This is a genomic window from Photobacterium sp. ABD4_091, from assembly GCF_056160145.1.
The window spans coordinates 214,314-232,796 of record NZ_JBSWWQ010000004.1 but is presented as its reverse complement, the minus strand read 5'-3'; the positions used below and the strand labels follow the sequence as shown (position 1 = coordinate 232,796).

Genomic DNA, 18,483 nt, shown 5'->3' with positions numbered 1-18,483 from the left:
TTTGAAAAAATATTTTCTACCGATGTCACACATACTGAATGGCAGCTAAATAAGATGTGGGTTCTATAGTGGGTGATCAACCTTTTACATTTCTACACACTTTAACTTCGGCTAGACCGAGGTAATGATAAGGCGTAATCGAAACGTGCTTATAATAACACAACACAAATTAAACTACAGAAGCAGATTTGTGCAGCATACATACGCATCCACTGTTGGAAAATTAATCAAAAATGCTGCCTTTGGTGTGATTTGTATGTGAAAAAGTGGTCAGCGCTCTAAGCATTCTTCATTTAATCCACAAAAAACTGATTCATCGCAATTCATTTAACTGCTCCTATCGGGATACTTGCTGGGTACATTAAATTACTTGACCAAAAATGAGTGGGACATGGATAACTTAATTGAGCGTTTTTTACGATACGTGAGCTTTGAAACTCAATCTAACCCAGCCAATGCCCACTGCCCAAGTACTGAAGGGCAGCGTGTATTAGCTCAGCAGCTGAAAGATGAATTGGTTGAACTTGGCCTTTCAGATGTCACCCTAGATGACAATGGCTACCTAACAGCTCGCTTGCCTTCTAATGTCAGCCATGAAGTGCCAGCGATAGGCTTTATTGCCCATATGGATACCGCACCTGACGCATCAGGTAAAAATGTGAAACCTCAAATCGTTGAGAATTATCAAGGTGGCGATATTGCCCTCGGCATTGGTGATGAAGTTCTGTCGCCAATTCAATACCCAGATCTCAATAAGTTGCATGGCCATAACCTGATCACCACTGACGGCACCACTTTGTTAGGGGCTGATAATAAAGCGGGGATTGCCGAGATCATCACAGCAGCCGCTCATCTTATTGCGAACCCAGAAATCCCACATGGTGATATCTGTATCGGCTTTACCCCTGACGAAGAAATTGGCCGTGGCGCCAACCTGTTTGATGTTGAGAAATTTGGTGCCAAATGGGCTTACACCATCGACGGCGGCCCTGTAGGTGAACTGGAATACGAAAACTTCAATGCCACATCAGCAGATGTTATCTGTCATGGTGTCAATGTTCACCCTGGTACAGCCAAAAACAAAATGGTTAATGCGATGAACATCGCGGCACAGTTCCAGTTGATGATGCCTGCTGAAGACACACCAGAATGCACAGAAGGCTACGAAGGTTTCTATCACCTTAAATCCATGGAGCCTGCGGTTGCCCGAACTGAACTTGGCTACATCATCCGTGATTTCGATCGTGAAGGCTTGGAGCGCCGTAAAGCTTTCATGCAAGCCAAAGTTGATGAGCTTAACAGCCAGCTGAAGAAGGGCCGCGTTGAGCTCGTTTTGACTGACTGCTACAACAACATGCGTGAGATGGTAGAGCCTCATCCACACATTATTGAGTTTGCCAAGCAAGCGATGATTGAGTGTGATGTACAGCCTTTGATCAAACCTATCCGTGGTGGTACAGATGGTGCACGCTTGTCATTCATGGGGCTTCCTTGTCCGAACATTTTCACTGGCGGCTACAACTTCCACGGCATTCATGAATTCATTACGATTGAAGGGATGGAGCAGGCTGTTAAGGTTATTGTGAAAATTGCCGAAAACACAGCAAAGAGCACTCAGGCATAATTAAGCACTGTTCAAATTGAGTATTCGAAATACCCAGCAATCGCTGGGTATTTTTTTACCTCATGCCGAGGAAAACAACATCGTTATTGTGGTTGTATATGTATAGATGTGCTAAATTTGTTCATATATAGACAAGTGGAGCGGTAATTATGAATGCAGCCCAAGCCAATCAATCCCAGCAACTCGCCCAAGCAGGCAATGCCGTTTTGCCCATTGTTTTCAACATTCTTGATAAATGGTCTTGCAGCCAAACCCAGCAAATGGCACTGCTTGGACTAAGCAGCCGTTCGACGCTGAATAAGTACCGTACTCATCCTGAGTCAGCAAAGGTATCGAAAGATTTACTGGAAAGAATGAGTTATATCCTCAATATCCACAAATGCCTGCGGATCATGTTCTCGGCGGAAGAGAGCGTATATAACTGGGTACAAAAACCCAATAGCCATCCTTTTTTCGCTGGCCGTACAGCAATGGAAATCATGTGCCAGGGCAAAGTTGTTGACCTCTACCACGTCGCAACTAGGTTAAATGCATGGCGGGGCGGACAGTCGTAAATGGACATTTCAATTAATAATATGAATAAAGCGTCTTTTTCTGACCAGCTTTGTTACCGGTTAATCCCTTCAAAATATCCACCGATTAACCTCTATGAGGATGTTGCCGAGCCGGAACAGCTTGAAGCAATTTTCGCCATTGAGGCAATCACCAACCCAAGGTTAGTAGAAGAGACAGGGGACTTCGGGCGTATCCCCCCTGAAGAGCGATTAGTCGGGATCCCCCACTGTAGCTATATCATGGCAGCATTTACTCATGTGAATCCTGACGGGGCAAGGTTCAACACATCTGATTTTGGTGGTTACTATGCTTCTCCCGAAGTGAACACTGCGATCAAAGAAACTGTGCACCATATGGAGCGGGTGATGGGCTATACCAATGAGCCAGCTCAGGATATCCAGATGCGCTGCATTGATGCTTGGTTCAATGCCGACTTAGTGGATTTGCGTGAACAGCACCTGTTAGATTCTACGCTGTATCACCCGACCAATTATGCACATTCACAGGCACTGGCCAGCGATATCAAAGTGGCGAAAGGAGACGGTATCGTTTACCAATCGGTACGGCATCAAGGTCATGATTGCTACGTACTGTACAAGCCAGTATTAGTCAATAAAGTATGCCAGAGCAGGCATTTTACCTATAAGTGGAATGGTGATTCGGTCAATTCTGTTCTTGAGCTTAACTTAGTTTAAGAGTTTAAGAGTCTTAGAGTTTATGGCACTGGAACATGTCCAGTGCCTCTAGTGGGATTGCATTAAGTACTTGGCCTACAGCTTAGGTTGGTTCTTCACTTCCGGGTGTTTTTCTATTTCATCCACCATCCAATCATTGAGGTGCTTCAAGATAGCGAGCACCGCGTGATCTTTGGTTCCTTTTTCATCTTCCTCAATCTCTAACTGCTGCTTGGCGTGGAGGCCGGTTTGGTCTTCAGCAATATGAAGCCAATCAGGGTGCCAATAAAAACTCATGCCTTGTTTGGTGATCCAGTTATGAACCCCTGACTCTTCACCTTTGTAATCAAGATCGCCTGCCGTGTATTTCATTGTCAGTATCCAAAAGCTCAAGGTGTGATCAGTATAAGCCGGATAATGAAAAAGCGGGCTGGCGCAAAATGGTAAGTGGTGGTTTTTCGTACTGGTAATCTACCGCCATCAACTAGCGATGAGGAAACATTATGTACATTATGAGCAGTATGTCAGCAGAATCATCAAGCGGTATTAACGGTACTTTACAGCTTCTAAAGTTAGAAGCACATGAATGGAAGCTGCAAGCAGAAGAGCTTAAAGTAAGCTTGAAGGTCGCAGAATGTAAAATCGCGCAAAGCACATCGCTATATAGAAAATCTAAGTCAATGGATGGATTACAAGGCATCAAGCACGCGACATTAGAGCATGAAAGGCTCGAAGCAAAGCTGAAATACGCATTGTCAAAGCTAACCACCACAAGAGCACAAATCACCTTCTTGAAAAAAGCCGCTACTATCTAGCGGCTTTTTTATGCATTACTAATGCTTTAATTCAAACCTTATTTATTTCAAATAGCGTTGTTCAAGGTGCTGTTTGAAATAGTTGGCATTAAGCCTTTCTCCTGTCGAATCAATCAGAAGCTGATCGGTAGAGACTGTCGAGGCGCGTTTCCAAACATGGCGGTCTAGCCAGTTAAAGATAGGCTGGAAGTTTCGCTCACGAACCAGGTTATCAACATTCATCTCTTTGTTGATTGCCGCCATAAACTGCGCCGCGTACATTGCACCTAGCGTGTAAGACGGGAAGTAACCAAAGGCGCCGAACGTCCAATGGATGTCCTGCATACAACCGTCGGTGAAATTTCCTTTGGTTGAAAGCCCTAGATACTCAGACATTTTCTTATCCCATAGTTCTGGGATATCTTCGACTTCAATCTTACCTTCAACCAGATCACGCTCAATTTCATACCGCAAAATCACGTGGGCAGGATAGGTGGCTTCGTCGGCATCAACACGGATGTAGCTAGGCTTAACCCGCGTATTGAGCAGAGTCAGGTTCTCCGCAGATAAAGCTGGGTCATCATTGCGCTGGAAGGTCTCAGCGGCAAGCGGGGCAAGAATATCGATGAACAACTCACTGCGTGATAACTGCATTTCAAAAAATAAGCTTTGAGATTCGTGGATACCCATCGAACGAGCGGTGCCCACGGGTAATCCAGCCCATTTTTCTGGTAGACCCTGCTCATAGCGGGCGTGACCTGTTTCATGAATAACGCCCATTAAGGCCGAAGTAAAGTCAGCCTCATCGTAGCGGGTGGTAATACGAACGTCAGTAGGCACACCACCGCAGAAAGGGTGAACGCTTTTATCAAGGCGGCCATGGTTAAAGTCAAACCCGAGCTTAGTCATCAATGAACGGCTTAGGTTTTCTTGCTGTTCTACCGGGAACGGACCAACAGGTTGGATAGTGATATCCTGGCTTTGGCGTTCCATAATGTTCTGAATCAACTCAGGCAGCCAACTCTTTACTTCACTGAACAGTTCATCAAGCTCAGTTGTCGTCATGCCGGGCTCGTACAAATCGAGTAGGGCATCATAACGGCTTAGTCCTGTTGCCTCTGCACGGATTTGAGCTTCTTGCCTGGTTAGCTCGACAACTTCTTTTAGGTTTTGGCTAAAACCTTGCCAGTCATTTTTTTCACGTTGAGAACGCCACGCGTGTTCACACTTGGAACATGCCAGAGATTTCTTTTCAACCAGATCAGCGGGCAATATGTTGGCCTGTTGCCAACTGCGTTTCATTTCGTTCAAGCTGGTTACTTCATCTGCAGCCAGTTTTTCACCTTCAGCTAGCTCAAACCACTCAGAAAGTTGTGGGGCTGTAGAAAGCTCATGCTTAATCACTGCAAGCTCTGCCAATGCTTCAGACCGTGCCGTATTTCCCCCTTCAGGCATCATTGAAGCCTGGTCCCAGCCACAAATGGCTGCAAGGTGTTCAAGCCGAGAAATCTTTTTATTATGGTGTACTAGTTTTTCATAGAAAGTCATTGTCATTCCTTTATGTTGACTTATCTCTGCCTGAGAAAATGTTACTTTACTTTATCCTAACGGCATTTTAACGCATGCGCTATGACTTGATACTTGATTAAGAAGAGAAGTAGAAGCGATCAGCGTCGAATTACGAGATGTAGAACGTGAAATATTGCTTATTTTTTTATATCTTGGGTTAAAAAGACACCAACTTAAATAGGCAGTTGTAACGGATTTTACATTAACGTAAGACTTCGTAAAGCAGACAAGATTTCGTTCTTAGGTTAGATATACTGCTCTCAATAACACCATCGACGGCGAGAAAAATGAATATACAACTGAAACACACTTTTCGCACCTTAGCTGCAGGTACTCTTTTTTGTCTTTCGGCCTCTGCCTTTGCTGCACCTACAGTCATCCCTGATGCCCCGGTACTGGGCGCAAACGGTTATGTATTGATGGATTACCATACTGGTCAGGTTTTGGTTGAAAAAAATGCCCATGAGCAACTAAATCCTGCAAGCCTGACTAAGCTGATGACGAGCTATGTGGCTGGTCAGGAAATGAAGAGCGGTAATATCAGTGAAGAAGATCTGGTCGTTATCAGCCGTAATGCGTGGGCGCGGAACTTCCCAGATTCATCAAAGATGTTTATTGAGGTAAATACCGAAGTCAACATGATGGATCTGTACCGTGGCCTGATTGTCCAATCTGGCAATGATGCGAGTGTCGCAATCGCCGAGCATGTAGCAGGCTCTGAAGGCGCGTTTGTTAGCCTGATGAACTCGTGGGCAAAAAAGCTGAACATGAACAACAGTTCTTTTTCTAATCCGCATGGATTGGATAGCGATCAGCTTTACTCCACCCCATACGATATTGCACTGCTTGGTCGCGCACTGATCAAAGATCTACCGAATATCTACGCAATCTATAGCGAGCGTTCGTTTACTTACAACAACATCACCCAACGTAACCGTAATGGTCTACTGGGTGACCGCAGCTTAAATGTAGACGGTATGAAAACTGGCTACACCAGTGGTGCAGGCTACAGCTTGGCTAGCTCAGCAACTGAGGGAGACATGCGCTTGATCTCTGTCGTGATGGGATCAAGTAGCCCTAAAGTACGCGAAGCAGAGAGTAAGCAGTTATTGAACTACGGTTTCCGCTTCTTCCAGACTGTATCACCGCACAAGCAGGGCGATGAGCTTATCAACGAGAAAGTGTGGATGGGTAATACCGACACGATTTCTTTGGGCACAATGGAAGATACTTACGTGACCTTGTCACGTGGCGATGTGAGCAAGATGAATGCAACTGTTGAGCTAACTTCAGAATTAACAGCGCCAATCAGTGAAGGGGAAATCGTTGGTAAGATTTTCTACCAAGTTGATGGTGAAGACGTTGCCGAAGTGCCGCTGGTTGCTCTGGAGTCAGTTGAAGAAGGCGGGCTATTCAGCCGTTTGATTGACTACATCAAGCTGTTCTTTATTGGCTTGTTCAAGTAATAAAGAGCACTGACGCTCAATGATAAAGCCGTATCCATTGATACGGCTTTCTTCTATCCGTATAATCCCCCCCTTACGAAAATCCAATCAGGAAATCAACCGTCGACTCTGTCGGCAGTGTGAGTAATCGCAATGAATCAAACAGATACTAGAAAAGAAACACTTGAGTTCAACAAGCTTCAGAAGCGTCTTCGAAGAAATGTTGGTAATGCCATTATTGACTACAACATGATCGAAGAAAATGATGTAGTAATGGCATGCATAAGTGGTGGCAAGGATTCATTTGCGATGCTGGATATCCTGTTGAACCTTCAAAAAGCTGCGCCAATCAAATTTGACGTTGTTGCCGTTAACTTGGATCAAAAGCAGCCAGGCTTCCCAGATCATATTCTGCCGGATTACTTTGAAACGCTGAACATCCCTTACTACATCGTAGACAAAGATACCTACTCGGTAGTTAAAGAGAAGATCCCTGAAGGCAAGACAACATGTGGCCTATGCTCCCGCCTGCGTCGTGGTACCTTGTACTCCTTTGCAGAGAAAATTGGCGCCACCAAGCTAGCGCTTGGCCACCATTTGGACGATATCGTAGAAACCATGTTCCTGAACATGTTCCACGGTTCACGCCTTAAAGCGATGCCACCAAAACTACGTTCTGACGATGGCCGTAATGTTGTGATCCGTCCACTGACATACTGCCGTGAAAAAGATCTGATCAAATATGCTGAGCACAAGGAGTTCCCAATCATTCCTTGTAACCTGTGTGGTTCGCAAGAAAACTTGCAGCGCCAGGCAATCAAGGCAATGCTGATTGACTGGGATAAAAAGACACCGGGCCGTGTAGAAAGTATTTTCAAATCAATTCAGAATGTTAGCCCTAGCCAGTTAGCAGACCGTAACCTGTTTGATTTCGTTAACTTGCCACTTGATCGTGAAGGCGAGCGTGAAGAATACGAATTTAGCGAAGCAGTGGTCTCATCGACCAATATCGATGAATCGATGTTTATTGATGTAACCAACATCTAATCTATAAAAAGGGAGAATATCAATGTTCTCCCTTTTTTAATGCCATTATCGATATCCTCACGCTACTCCTACCTGATTGAATCTCTTTTCTTTACGACTTTCTTTACTCTATCTCTAGAATCGTCATGAATGCTTAACCGAGAGCTATAATATGCTTATTGCTAAATGGAATGACTATTTGTGAGGTAGGGATGCCAGTTCATTTAATGGAGATGCGGTTTTATACTTACGGGGCAATAAAGATCTTTGAAAGAAGAAAATCCAGATTACACCGGTTGCGTTACTTAATCACCTTATGCGGGATAGCATCTCCTGTTCTTGTCATGATTGTCGCTTTTACTAATAGCCAACGCTTCATCACTATAGCAACACTGGTTATTATCACATCCATTGTACTGTTGGCTCAGTTATGCCTTTCTCTTTGGTCCTTGATAGCAAAATGGGATGATCAGCATGAATATGCCACCCAAGCTTTGACATCAAGTACTTCCATGTATGGCAGACTAAATGCGCTCATAAACAGTAATGACTCCATTTCAAGTAGTGTGTTATCAGCAATAAGAAATGACTATCATGCCCAGTTTCCAGCTGAACACCTTTATAAGCTAACCGCAAAGGAAAAGCGTTACGCTTACCGCCAAAGCTTGGTTAAATTTGCGCAAACTTGTTCCTCTTGCCAATTAAAGCCAAGTGATATGAAACCCTCCAGCTGTGACTTATGCGGGAAGTTTTAGAATTTCTAGAGTTCATTCTACAATCCTATTAACATTCCCTTTAGACAACCCGATAATCCTTAAGCGCATTTGTTATTAAAGGGCATACTATGAACCTTCATCATCTCGACCTTAATCTGCTCAAGGTTCTCCTAGTACTCCTGGAAGAAAAAAATACTCATAGAGCTGCTGAGAAACTAGAGACTAGCCAGCCTGCAGTCAGCCGCGCATTGGGGCGACTACGTGAAGCATTCGATGACCAGCTTTTTGTTCGCCATAATCGTGGCCTAAAGTTAACACCACGAGCAGAAGAGTTGTACTCGGTATTACCTGGGATTTATTCACAGCTAGAAAAAGCTTTGGAAAGTCGGCAGTTTGACCCTGCTTATATGGAAGGGCGTTTTCGGATTGCCTTGAATGGCTTTTTAATCGAGAGTTATGGCACCGAAATCTACCGACTGTTCAATCGTGCATGCCCAAAGGTTGAATTGGAGCTTTACAGCTTTGGATCGAGTACCGTTGCTCAGTTGCAAGATGGGCGATGCGATCTGGCTATCACCTACCAACCACTCACTACGCCCAAAGACATTTACCAAAAGAACATAGCAAAAAGCCAAATTGGTTTTATCTGCCGGCGTGGTTTTGTCCCAGAAAGTCAGCCGATACCGATTGAGCAACTCGATAATTACCGCTGGGCAGCAATGGTGGTGCCTGGTTTCAACCAGCAAATGGAACTGGTAAAACAATATGCCAATTTAAGAGAGAAACCCGCCTTCCGAAGTCAGCATGCTCATCCAATTCTTCAGGCATTAAAGACCGAGGACATGCTGTTTATTGCCCCAAGGGAGTTATACAAAATCGTTGATCAGCAAACCTTCCAATTTGTAGAAATGGATGAGGCTGACCAGCCTGAACGGCGAGACATTATGGACATTGTCATGGCCTATAACCAAAAACATTGGAACACAGAGAAATACCATTGGTTAGAGCGTGAAATAAAACGACTAAAAGTTACCACGCAATAGCTGAGCATTAGAAATGACATTTTAGCATTAAGCCTTCATTCAGAGATGCGTTCTTGGTATTTCACTAATCCATTTCTGCCATGGGTTTAAGACATTCATAGCACTACAATGTGTACATCAAGTGAGGGAGTTCAAACCTCACAGAAGATTTCTCAACACTCTCAAGGACTGAGGGTACTGATAATAGACACAGAGGTAGGTTATGAAAAAATCAGCTTTCGTTATCATCAGCGCTTTGGTTCTGTCTTCACAAGCAATGGCAAATGATGTATTGGACTACCATTTATCAACTGCAGGAGAGCGTACAGCGCCAGCAACACACTTAATTCAGCAGGCAAATACACCGGCAATGAGTGTGATGGAAGCTCAGCTGACCACATCAGGTGATGCTTCAATGCCGGCAGGCCACGTCGGTGATGGTCAAGTGCACGACTCAAGCACTTCTGTGTTCGAGTATCATTTCAATACTGCTAACTAACCCAGAAATCGAATCCTTTAAGGGCTGTTATACCCAAGCTACTTCAAGATTCAGGTTCAGCGAGAATTTCTAAGCTTATAGACAAGGCATTGTTTTGAAGATCTAGTGGCTCTAAATCGAAAAACAATAACGCAGTATAGAAGCTTAGAAAACTCGCCCTTCGGGAGGGTGTCAGCCCATCCACTCCTTCGTTGAAGCTTTTTGAAAGGGAATGCCATTCCTGCAAACCTTCGCCTTGAATTGAATGCGCTGACAGCCCTCTGAATCCTACATCTTGAAGTAACTTGGGTATATATACTAATCAGCCCTTTTTAATTTTCAGCGTTTCACATTGTGCACCTGGCTCACAGAAAAGGGACTGAATTTAAATTGGATGTAAGTTGTAATCAGTTATAATGGCGGAAGACAACAAATCATTATAAATCAATATTATGCTTATACCTTTCATGACTCGCTCTTCAAAGCCGCTCAAAACAGCGCTTGTTGTGCTTTGCTTATCAAGCTTGGCAGGCTGCTCATCATCGCAATCCCAGCAATTAGGTATGCGCAGTAGTACTGTTACCAAAACCCCGCAGCAAATGAGTAACCTCGAAATCTGTGAAACCTATGCTTTTGGGCGCAGAGCTACCCATACGCGAGTTGCAATTGCCAGTGAGTGGAACCGCAGGAATATCAGCCATGCTTACTGCGATAAAATTAGAAATGAGCTGTATCTCACGGCCTTTTTGAAAAAACTGGCTAACGCTGAAGAGAAACCCGCCAGCAATCAAGTTCAGCCGGTCCAGCCTATCGAATTGCGATAAAAAGCCTCTTTCGAGGCTTTTTATTTTGATACTCTTTCTTTTCTGGCTATGGCAGGTTAGGGCTCAAAGGGCTCACATATCCCTCAGGCTTCAGTGCCAGTAAGTCACAATTGAGGCTATCGATGGTATGCTCTGCGGTATTACCAATAAAGACAGCTGATAAGCCAGTTCGCCCGGTGGTGCCCAAGATAACTAATTCCGCATCGATATCTTCAGCAACCTGGGGAATAATATCTTCCGGAAGCCCTTCAAGCACATGTGTCTGCTCTTCAGGTAAGCCGTGCTTATGGCGTAGCGCCTTCATCGATTTGAGATGATGCCCTCTGACTGCATCGGTATACGAAGCAGGATCAAACTCAGGTAATTCTATAGTGATGTTAACTGGCGTCGCAGGGTAGGCGTTAACCAAGTTAACTTCGGCACCCAGCAGATCAGCAATAGATTTAGCTTCATCAACGATAGAGTCATTGAGTTTGTCGTGGGTTTCATCATCAGCGGCAAGATTAACACTAGCCAAGATTTTTCCGTTTTCTGGCCAACTATGATCTTTCACCATAAGTACCGGACACGGGCACTTACGCAACAGGTGCCAATCTGTCGGTGTAAAAATCACAGATCCAATCTTATCGTGGTCATGAGTTGCTTTGATAATTAGGTCATGATGATTACTGAACACTTCGGCAATAATGGCTTCATAGGGACGGTTGTGCCACACAACCGTCAACTGAATATTAAAACCGTCATCGGTATAAGGACGAATCAAGTCTTTCAACCACTCTTCACGCTGCATAACAACACCACGACGCATCGCTTGCCTTTCATCAGCAGATAGCATGGATGTCATCTCATACGAGAAGTCATAGATTGCAAGGAAAAGGGTGATTTTTACATCATCGGAACGACGAGCAAGGTGAATAGCGCGAGACAATGCTGGTTGATGATCCTGCGCCGGATCGGCAACAACGAGGATATTGCTGTATTTGGTCATAACTGCCCCCTTACACAAACCGTGTTGGCATCTAAACCAGTCTCTGTTCCCTCAAAGGAATGATATCTATCTGTCACTTTCGGGCAGAGAAACATTCAGAGTTATCTTACCAAAATCAGTTGCTTGTTATGAAAATGTCACAAAAAGCGTCTTTGGCTACTAATAACTTTAACGTAAAGGGTAAGAATAGGGGAGTAACGTCGGGAAATTAATATAAAAAAAGTGATACGGGTCGCGTATCACTTTTTCAAATCATCTAATTAAGCTAAGCATTTAGGCAATAGTGTTTTTGTTCACACCAGCTAGCTTTGCAAGATCTTCATGGTTAAGGATAGTAATGTACTTACCTTTAACACTCAGCATTTCAGACTTCTGGAAACGACCAAGCAAACGGCTGATAGTCTCAACTGTCAAGCCTAGGTAGTTGCCAATGTCACCACGTGTCATTGTCAGGCGGAATTCACGAGGAGAGAAGCCACGCTGAGAAAAACGCAGAGACAAGTTGTACAGGAAGGCTGCAAGACGCTCTTCAGCGTTCTTCTTCGACAGCAGCAGAATCATTTCCTGATCGCCTTTAATTTCGTTACTCATCAGGCGCATAATTTGCTGACGGAGTTTTGGCATTTTCCCTGACAGATCATCGAGAATTTCAAATGGAATCTCGCAAACCATTGATGTTTCCAAAGACTGAGCAAAGCTCGGGTGCATCATTTCATTGATAGCATCAAAGCCAACCAGATCACCAGCCAAGTGGAAAGCAGTAATTTGCTCATCACCTTGCTCAGTGATAGTGTAGCTTTTGATCGTCCCCGAACGGATTGCATACAGCGATTTCAGTTCATCACCAGCCTTGAAAAGCTCTTGGCCTTTCTGGATTGGCTTCTTGCGTTCGATAATTTGATCTAGCTGATCTAGCTCAGACTCATTCAACGTAAATGGAATACACAACTGACTGATGCTGCAATCCTGACAGTGGATCGCACATCCGCCTGATTGGATACGTTTGGTTGTTAGTTTGTCTGAAATCATAAGCCTGTCTAACCAATTTGATGTAGGTCAATATTTTAACATAATATGAATCATTATGACGAGTATTAAAAATGACTACATTATTTGTTTGATTGCGATATAACCAGTATGAACCCCGTAAGCCAATAACAGCAAGGCGCTCGCTCTCTTAAAGTAAAGATTCTTAAGCCACTTCTGCAGTTGATTAGCCATCGTTCCTACTGCGAACATTGCCGGTAAGGTGCCCAAACCAAAAGCTAGCATCACACTTGCACCCGAGGTGGCACTACCTGCTACTGCCGCCCAGCTCAAAGTGGAGTACACCAACCCGCATGGAAGCCATCCCCACAATGCTCCAAAAGGTATTGCAGCGAAAGGGCTACGTAGCGGTAGTAGTTTCTTTGCCATTGGTGATAGAAATCGCCATAGGCCTTTACCTATCACTTCAATTTTACTCACACCATGCCACCATTGGCCGATATACAATGCGAGTAAAATCATCATAGTAGCTGCAAGCAATCGTAAAGTGGCTAACGCAGTTACTTGGCTTCCATAGTTTGCAAGATTGGCAAAGGCGCCGCCAATAATCGCTCCGGCAATCATGTACGACGCGATTCGGCCAAAATTATATAACACTAAATATGGCCAACGGGAAGTCTGCTGATTGCTCTGGATGCCAAGGGTGATAGCTGCTGAAACCCCTCCACACATGCCCAAACAGTGTCCGGCCCCCATCAGGCCTATTATGAAGGCAGCATAGAAATCAGCGCCCACCCGGTTCACCATTTGTTTGATTTGTTAGATCATTCGCCTTGTTTTCGGCTGGTTTTGACTCATCCTCATCAAACAGGATGTCATAGCCTTGGCGCTCAAGATCCTCAAACTGCTCACTGCGGACAGCCCAAAGAAACACACAGACAGCTATACATACGAGCACAATCGCAATTGGGATTAACAAGTAAAGACTAGCCATTTTCTTTTAATAACCTTAAAGAATTTGAAACAACTATGATCGAACTACCTGACATGCCAACGACAGCAATGTATGGAGCCACAAAGCCTGCAACGGCCAACGGTAGGATGATTAGATTGTAGCCAAGCGCCCAAGCTAGGTTTTCCCTGATAATCTTACGCGTTTTCTGAGCCAGTTTTCTGGCACGTAAAATCCGAGATAACTGGTCACCCAGTAATACCATATCTGCTGATGACTTGGCTATATCGGTACCACCGCCCATAGCAACAGAAAGGTGGGCACCTGCGAGCACTGGGGCATCGTTTACACCATCACCAATCATCAGAGCGACTTTGCTTTTTTCTAGGCTTCTGAGGTATTCCAGCTTGCCTTCAGGCGAAACGCCTGCTTCAAGGTTATCGACCCCCAGTTTATCGGCAACGACCTGTGCCGATGCTGAATGGTCACCGGTCAGCATGGTGACTTGAATCCCTTCAGACTGGAACTGCTTGATAAGTTCTGGGCTGTCTTTACGGATTGGATCATCTAGCATAAAGCTGGCAACAAGCTCACCGTTACAGCTTAGCCATACCTGAAACCGGTTATCACACCCCGAAAGTAGTTGCTCTTTACTTGGGTTCAGCTCCAGGACAAAGTCGGCTTTACCAATGCGCCACTCCTTGCCATCAACATTTCCCGACAAGCCGCTACCAATGACATTCTCAACATCATCGAACAATGGCTTTTCATTACGGTAAACAGAAAACGCCCTTGCAATAGGGTGGTTAGCAAAGCGTTCTAGTTCTGCCGCCATTTCCACTGCTTTTTCTTCAGGGTAATTGCTGAAGGTCTGCGTTTCCACAAGGCGAATATTGCCTTCGGTCAAAGTACCTGTTTTGTCAATCACAAGTTGGTTCACATTACACAGCGTTTCCAAAACATGGCCACGGCGCAGCAAAATCCCCAAACGCCCAAGGCTTGAAGTAGAGCAGGTTAGCGCGGTCGGTGTTGCAAGAGACAAAGCACATGGGCAAGTAGCGACCAATACCGCTAAGGTGATCCACAATGCATCCTCTGGCTGATGCTGATACCAGTAGAGCCAAGTACCCGCAGAAATGATTAAAATAGCCGCAACAAAGTATCGCGCGACAACATCGGCAACTTCAGCCACCTTTGGCTTAGAGCTTTGCGCTTCATCTTGTAAACGAACGATATTTGAAATCAGCGAGTTCTGGCGGTCTTTGGTTACCTTAAGGGTTATATGGTTGTCACCATTGATAGTACCCGCATAAACTGCATCACCCACGACTCTTGAAACAGGCATCGATTCACCCGTCACCATGGACTCATCAATAGCCGTTTGGCCTTTTAGAATTTCACCGTCTGCAGGCAGGCTTTCGCCAGGCAACACCGTGACAACGTCACCCACCTTCAGTGTCTTGGCAGCGACCTGTGAGCCGTCTTCCAAGGTCGCCATTGCTGGAACCAATTTTAACAAGTTAGCACTGGCGGCAGCGGCATGGCGTCTTGCGCGCATTTCAAGAAATCGACCAAGCAATAAAAAGAAAGCGAACATCGAAATCGACTCAAAGAAGACTTCGCCTTTTTCCATTACGGTTGCATAAAGGCTTGCCACATAGGCAAATAGCATGGCAATAGAAACAGGGACATCCATCCCTAATGTTCTTGCCCGCAGGTTACGCCATGCATTGAGGTAGAATGGAAGTGCCGAGTAGAGCATGACAGGGGTTGCGAAGATTAAACTGACCCAGCGGAGGTAGCTTTTGAACTCTGCGTCTAAGTCGCCAAAGATTTCAAAATACAATGCCACCGCTAGCATCATCACCTGCATTGTCGCAATACCCGCAATACCAAGCCTGTAGAGATAGCCCTTCATTGTGCGGTGGTATTGTTGTTCTTGAGCATCAGCTTCAAAAGGGGCGGCTTTATAGCCTAAACGGTGGATAACACTCAATAGGTGGCTGAGCTTTACACTTTCAGGTTCCCAGGCTAAAAGTGCCCGGTGAGTCGTAGTATTAACCTTGATTGATACTACGCCCGGCTCGCGCATCAACTGCTTTTCGATAAGCCATGCACAGGCGGCACAGGAAACACCATCCAGAGAGAGTGACGCTTCTTTGCAATTCTCGCTCTCACGGACAAATTCTTGTTGAATTTCATCGTGATCATAGAGGAGGAGGGATTGTAACTGCTGAGGTACCAAATCCGCTTTTTCGGCCGGGGCAGTGCGGTACTCGTAGTATGAGGTGAGACCACTATCGACAATGGTCTGTGCAACTGCCTCACAGCCAGGGCAGCACATCTCACGGATTTGGCCAAGAATTTCTACATGGTGATGGCAATCCTGTGGAACAGGATCGCCGCAATGGTAACAGTCTTTCGTCATTCCTTAATCTGCCCGTACAGCGAAATCGGGTCGGATGTTGGCAGGTTAACACGTCCTTGTAACATCCAGTCTCCATCAAATGGCTCTAGCTCTACAAACCATGGACCTTCTAAATGCTCAGGTGATTCAAAGCGATAAGTCCCTGATAAATCGGCGCTCACCATTTGGGTAAAGTCTCTATTAGCTAGAGTACGGTGTGTGAATGTCACACGCAAATTTGGATAGTTATCTAGATCACCTTTATTGAAAAAAACACTAATATCATTATCACTAACGGCGACCTGCGCTTTCAGACTCAAGGCATCGGCGACGCGAAGGCGGGAGAGGTCAAGGTTAATAGCCTTGCCTTTTTTGTAATAGTCCTCGGCCACGAGATCAACTTTATTCTGAGAAAAGATATAGACGGCTGTCAGGCTATACACAATTGAAGTCGCAGGAATGGCAAAAACGAACCAAGGCCAGAACTGCTTATACCAAGGTTTACCCATATTGATTACCTATGTCGCTTAGAGGGATTTAGCCCCTGAAGATAACAGGGGCTAGTCGTTAAGTCTCAGATATTTGTACAAAATAATTGAACAAATTGTAACTGAGCATTGGCTGGATTGTTACTGTGGTGTGTCTTGGCTTAGATTCCAAACATAGGCCGAGATAATCTGCACTTTTTCTTCGCCTAGAATATCTTTCCATGCCGGCATCACACCTTGACGGCCGTGAGCAATTGTTGCTTCAACCGCACGGCGAGAGCCACCGTATAGCCAGGTGTTATCAGTTAGATCCGGTGCCCCAAATGCAGGGTTACCTTTACCATCTGTACCATGACAAGCCGCACACACAACAAACTTCTGTTTACCAGCAGCCGCTTCTTTGGCATTAACGCTACGGCCAGACATGCTTAGTACATAACTGGTCACTTCGGTCACACCGTCTTTACCCAAGCTATCAATCCAACCTGGCATAACCCCTTGGCGACCTTCCATGATAGTCGTCTTGATCGCTTCAGCTTCACCGCCGTACAACCAAGCGCCATCAGTTAGGTTAGGGTAGCCAAGCTGGCCGCGGGCATCAGACCCGTGACACTGTGCACAGTTCTGCAAGAACAAACGCTGGCCAACTTTGATTGCTTCTCCACTTTGAGCAATCTGAGTGATTGGCAGTAGCATGTTACCTGACTCATCATATGCTAGCGTTTTGAACGTTTCACCGAAGCGAGCTTCGGCATCGTCTAACTCTTTTGCATATTGGTTCAAGCGCTGCTCTTTCTGCGCATTAGCAATTGCCAGTTTAGATTCCTCGACAGAACGCACGGTTTGATCCGAGCTCTGCCAACCAAGCATGCCCTTGTAATTACCCAAACCGGGGAAAAGGAAAAGGTAAAGTAGGCCGAAAATAATGGTGCCCCAGAACATGTAGGACCACCATTTTGGTAGCGGGTTGTTGATCTCACGAATACCATCGTATTCGTGACCCATATCCTCACCTTCTTCAACACCCATTTTGTCCTTGCTACACCAAACTAGTAGGGCAGCAATACCGGCTAGGGTACCCAGCGTGATGATTGTTATCCATAGACTCCAAAACGTAGTCATGTTTCCTAACTCCTGTCATTCTCACGCGTTGCCGTATCTTGCTCTTCGTCTGCAAAAACAAGATTTGCAGCTTCATCGAAACGAGATTTTTGGCGCTTACTGTAAGCCCAAAGGACAATACCAATAAAGCTACCGAACAGTATTAATGTCCAAATGCTATGAATGGTTCCAATATCCATGGTGCCCCCTTATTTCATTGCGTGACCGAGTGACTGAAGATAAGCAATGACTGCGTCCATTTCGGTCTTACCTTTCACTTCTTCACCGGCATTAGCAACCTGCTCATCAGTGTAAGGTACGCCGAATTGGTTCTTGAAGATTGCTAGCTTCTTCGATGTCAACTTGCCGTCCAACACGTTTTCTTCTAACCAAGGGTAGCCAGGCATGTTCGACTCTGGCACGACCGCACGAGGGTTGCGCAGGTGAACACGGTGCCAGTCATCTGAATAACGGCCGCCAACACGAGCGAGATCAGGACCAGTACGTTTGGATCCCCAAAGGAATGGGTGTTCCCAAACACTTTCACCAGCAACTGAGTAGTGGCCATAGCGTTCTGTTTCAGAACGGAATGGACGGATCATCTGGCTGTGACAAACGTTACAACCTTCGCGGATGTATACATCACGGCCTTCCATCTCCAATGCGGTGTAAGGGCGAAGGTTTTCAACCGGCTCAGTAGTCTGGTCTTGGTAAAGTAATGGAGTAATCTCTACCAAGGCGCCGAAACTGATAGCAATCACAATTAGGATCGCAAGAAGGCCGACATTTTTTTCTACAATTTCATGACGATTATTAGCCATTGTCGGTGCTCC

21 protein-coding genes are annotated in these 18,483 nt (G+C 45.3%); 10 read left to right on the top strand and 11 right to left on the bottom strand.

Annotated elements, in window-relative coordinates:
- Positions 1 to 391 precede the first annotated feature (391 nt).
- From pepT to ACXAGQ_RS25480, 3 genes are all read left to right on the top strand, one after another.
- The gene (gene pepT, locus ACXAGQ_RS25490) at positions 392 to 1,624 is read left to right on the top strand and encodes a peptidase T (protein WP_475257718.1); all 1,233 of its coding nucleotides are present in this window, start codon (positions 392 to 394) and stop codon (positions 1,622 to 1,624) included.
- Between the two features lie 149 nt (positions 1,625 to 1,773).
- Entirely contained in the window at positions 1,774 to 2,178 is a 405-nt protein-coding gene (locus ACXAGQ_RS25485; protein WP_475257717.1) for an MbcA/ParS/Xre antitoxin family protein, read from the top strand.
- On the top strand, positions 2,179 to 2,874 hold the full coding sequence (locus ACXAGQ_RS25480) for an RES family NAD+ phosphorylase (protein ID WP_475257715.1): 696 nt from the start codon (positions 2,179 to 2,181) through the stop codon (positions 2,872 to 2,874). It begins immediately after the preceding gene.
- A gap of 75 nt (positions 2,875 to 2,949) precedes the next feature.
- Here the strand turns inward: ACXAGQ_RS25480 and ACXAGQ_RS25475 are convergent, their stop codons facing one another.
- A complete protein-coding gene (locus tag ACXAGQ_RS25475; RefSeq protein ID WP_475257713.1) occupies positions 2,950 to 3,225 on the bottom strand; it encodes a hypothetical protein in 276 nt (91 codons plus the stop codon).
- A gap of 131 nt (positions 3,226 to 3,356) precedes the next feature.
- On the opposite strand from ACXAGQ_RS25475, the gene ACXAGQ_RS25470 reads away from it, so the two are divergent.
- Positions 3,357 to 3,668 carry a hypothetical protein gene (locus tag ACXAGQ_RS25470; protein ID WP_475257711.1) on the top strand — a complete coding sequence of 104 codons (312 nt, stop codon included), beginning with the start codon at positions 3,357 to 3,359 and terminating at the stop codon, positions 3,666 to 3,668.
- Positions 3,669 to 3,710: 42 nt separating this feature from the next.
- On the opposite strand, the gene ACXAGQ_RS25465 is transcribed toward ACXAGQ_RS25470, so the two are convergent.
- Positions 3,711 to 5,195 carry a carboxypeptidase M32 gene (locus tag ACXAGQ_RS25465; RefSeq protein ID WP_475257709.1) on the bottom strand — a complete coding sequence of 495 codons (1,485 nt, stop codon included), beginning with the start codon at positions 5,193 to 5,195 and terminating at the stop codon, positions 3,711 to 3,713.
- A gap of 308 nt (positions 5,196 to 5,503) precedes the next feature.
- Between ACXAGQ_RS25465 and ACXAGQ_RS25460 the strand changes: the two genes are divergently transcribed.
- From ACXAGQ_RS25460 to ACXAGQ_RS25435, 6 genes are all read left to right on the top strand, one after another.
- A complete protein-coding gene (locus ACXAGQ_RS25460; RefSeq protein WP_475257708.1) occupies positions 5,504 to 6,682 on the top strand; it encodes a serine hydrolase in 1,179 nt (392 codons plus the stop codon).
- A gap of 132 nt (positions 6,683 to 6,814) precedes the next feature.
- Positions 6,815 to 7,708, top strand: coding sequence for a tRNA 2-thiocytidine(32) synthetase TtcA (gene ttcA / locus ACXAGQ_RS25455; RefSeq protein ID WP_107298135.1), 894 nt, complete (start codon positions 6,815 to 6,817; stop codon positions 7,706 to 7,708).
- Positions 7,709 to 7,899: 191 nt separating this feature from the next.
- Entirely contained in the window at positions 7,900 to 8,442 is a 543-nt protein-coding gene (locus ACXAGQ_RS25450; RefSeq protein ID WP_475257706.1) for a mobilome CxxCx(11)CxxC protein, read from the top strand.
- Positions 8,443 to 8,531: 89 nt separating this feature from the next.
- Entirely contained in the window at positions 8,532 to 9,446 is a 915-nt protein-coding gene (locus ACXAGQ_RS25445; protein ID WP_475257705.1) for a LysR family transcriptional regulator, read from the top strand.
- Between the two features lie 202 nt (positions 9,447 to 9,648).
- Entirely contained in the window at positions 9,649 to 9,924 is a 276-nt protein-coding gene (locus ACXAGQ_RS25440; RefSeq protein WP_475257704.1) for a hypothetical protein, read from the top strand.
- A gap of 542 nt (positions 9,925 to 10,466) precedes the next feature.
- The gene (locus tag ACXAGQ_RS25435) at positions 10,467 to 10,727 is read left to right on the top strand and encodes a hypothetical protein (protein WP_475257702.1); all 261 of its coding nucleotides are present in this window, start codon (positions 10,467 to 10,469) and stop codon (positions 10,725 to 10,727) included.
- Positions 10,728 to 10,773: 46 nt separating this feature from the next.
- On the opposite strand, the gene uspE is transcribed toward ACXAGQ_RS25435, so the two are convergent.
- The 9 genes from uspE to ccoO form a co-directional block, all read right to left on the bottom strand.
- A complete protein-coding gene (gene uspE / locus ACXAGQ_RS25430) occupies positions 10,774 to 11,715 on the bottom strand; it encodes a universal stress protein UspE (RefSeq protein ID WP_475257701.1) in 942 nt (313 codons plus the stop codon).
- 273 nt (positions 11,716 to 11,988) lie between these two features.
- Positions 11,989 to 12,744: an FNR family transcription factor gene (locus ACXAGQ_RS25425; RefSeq protein ID WP_475257700.1), complete on the bottom strand. Its 756-nt coding sequence runs from the start codon at positions 12,742 to 12,744 to the stop codon at positions 11,989 to 11,991.
- 75 nt (positions 12,745 to 12,819) lie between these two features.
- Positions 12,820 to 13,497: a sulfite exporter TauE/SafE family protein gene (locus ACXAGQ_RS25420; RefSeq protein ID WP_475257698.1), complete on the bottom strand. Its 678-nt coding sequence runs from the start codon at positions 13,495 to 13,497 to the stop codon at positions 12,820 to 12,822.
- Positions 13,487 to 13,696 carry a cbb3-type cytochrome oxidase assembly protein CcoS gene (gene ccoS / locus ACXAGQ_RS25415; protein WP_475257697.1) on the bottom strand — a complete coding sequence of 70 codons (210 nt, stop codon included), beginning with the start codon at positions 13,694 to 13,696 and terminating at the stop codon, positions 13,487 to 13,489. The genes ACXAGQ_RS25420 and ccoS overlap by 11 nt, the downstream gene beginning before the upstream one ends.
- On the bottom strand, positions 13,689 to 16,082 hold the full coding sequence (locus tag ACXAGQ_RS25410) for a heavy metal translocating P-type ATPase (protein WP_475257695.1): 2,394 nt from the start codon (positions 16,080 to 16,082) through the stop codon (positions 13,689 to 13,691). Before ACXAGQ_RS25410 ends, ccoS begins: the two co-directional genes overlap by 8 nt.
- Positions 16,079 to 16,570 (bottom strand): FixH family protein, encoded by a 492-nt coding sequence (locus ACXAGQ_RS25405; RefSeq protein WP_475257694.1) that lies wholly within the window; start codon positions 16,568 to 16,570, stop codon positions 16,079 to 16,081. The genes ACXAGQ_RS25410 and ACXAGQ_RS25405 overlap by 4 nt, the downstream gene beginning before the upstream one ends.
- A 120-nt stretch (positions 16,571 to 16,690) precedes the next feature.
- Positions 16,691 to 17,671 (bottom strand): cytochrome-c oxidase, cbb3-type subunit III, encoded by a 981-nt coding sequence (ccoP, locus tag ACXAGQ_RS25400; protein WP_475257693.1) that lies wholly within the window; start codon positions 17,669 to 17,671, stop codon positions 16,691 to 16,693.
- Between the two features lie 5 nt (positions 17,672 to 17,676).
- The gene (locus ACXAGQ_RS25395) at positions 17,677 to 17,850 is read right to left on the bottom strand and encodes a cbb3-type cytochrome oxidase subunit 3 (protein ID WP_107298146.1); all 174 of its coding nucleotides are present in this window, start codon (positions 17,848 to 17,850) and stop codon (positions 17,677 to 17,679) included.
- 9 nt (positions 17,851 to 17,859) lie between these two features.
- Positions 17,860 to 18,471 (bottom strand): cytochrome-c oxidase, cbb3-type subunit II, encoded by a 612-nt coding sequence (gene ccoO, locus ACXAGQ_RS25390; RefSeq protein ID WP_475257691.1) that lies wholly within the window; start codon positions 18,469 to 18,471, stop codon positions 17,860 to 17,862.
- Between the last annotated feature and the right edge of the window lie 12 nt (positions 18,472 to 18,483).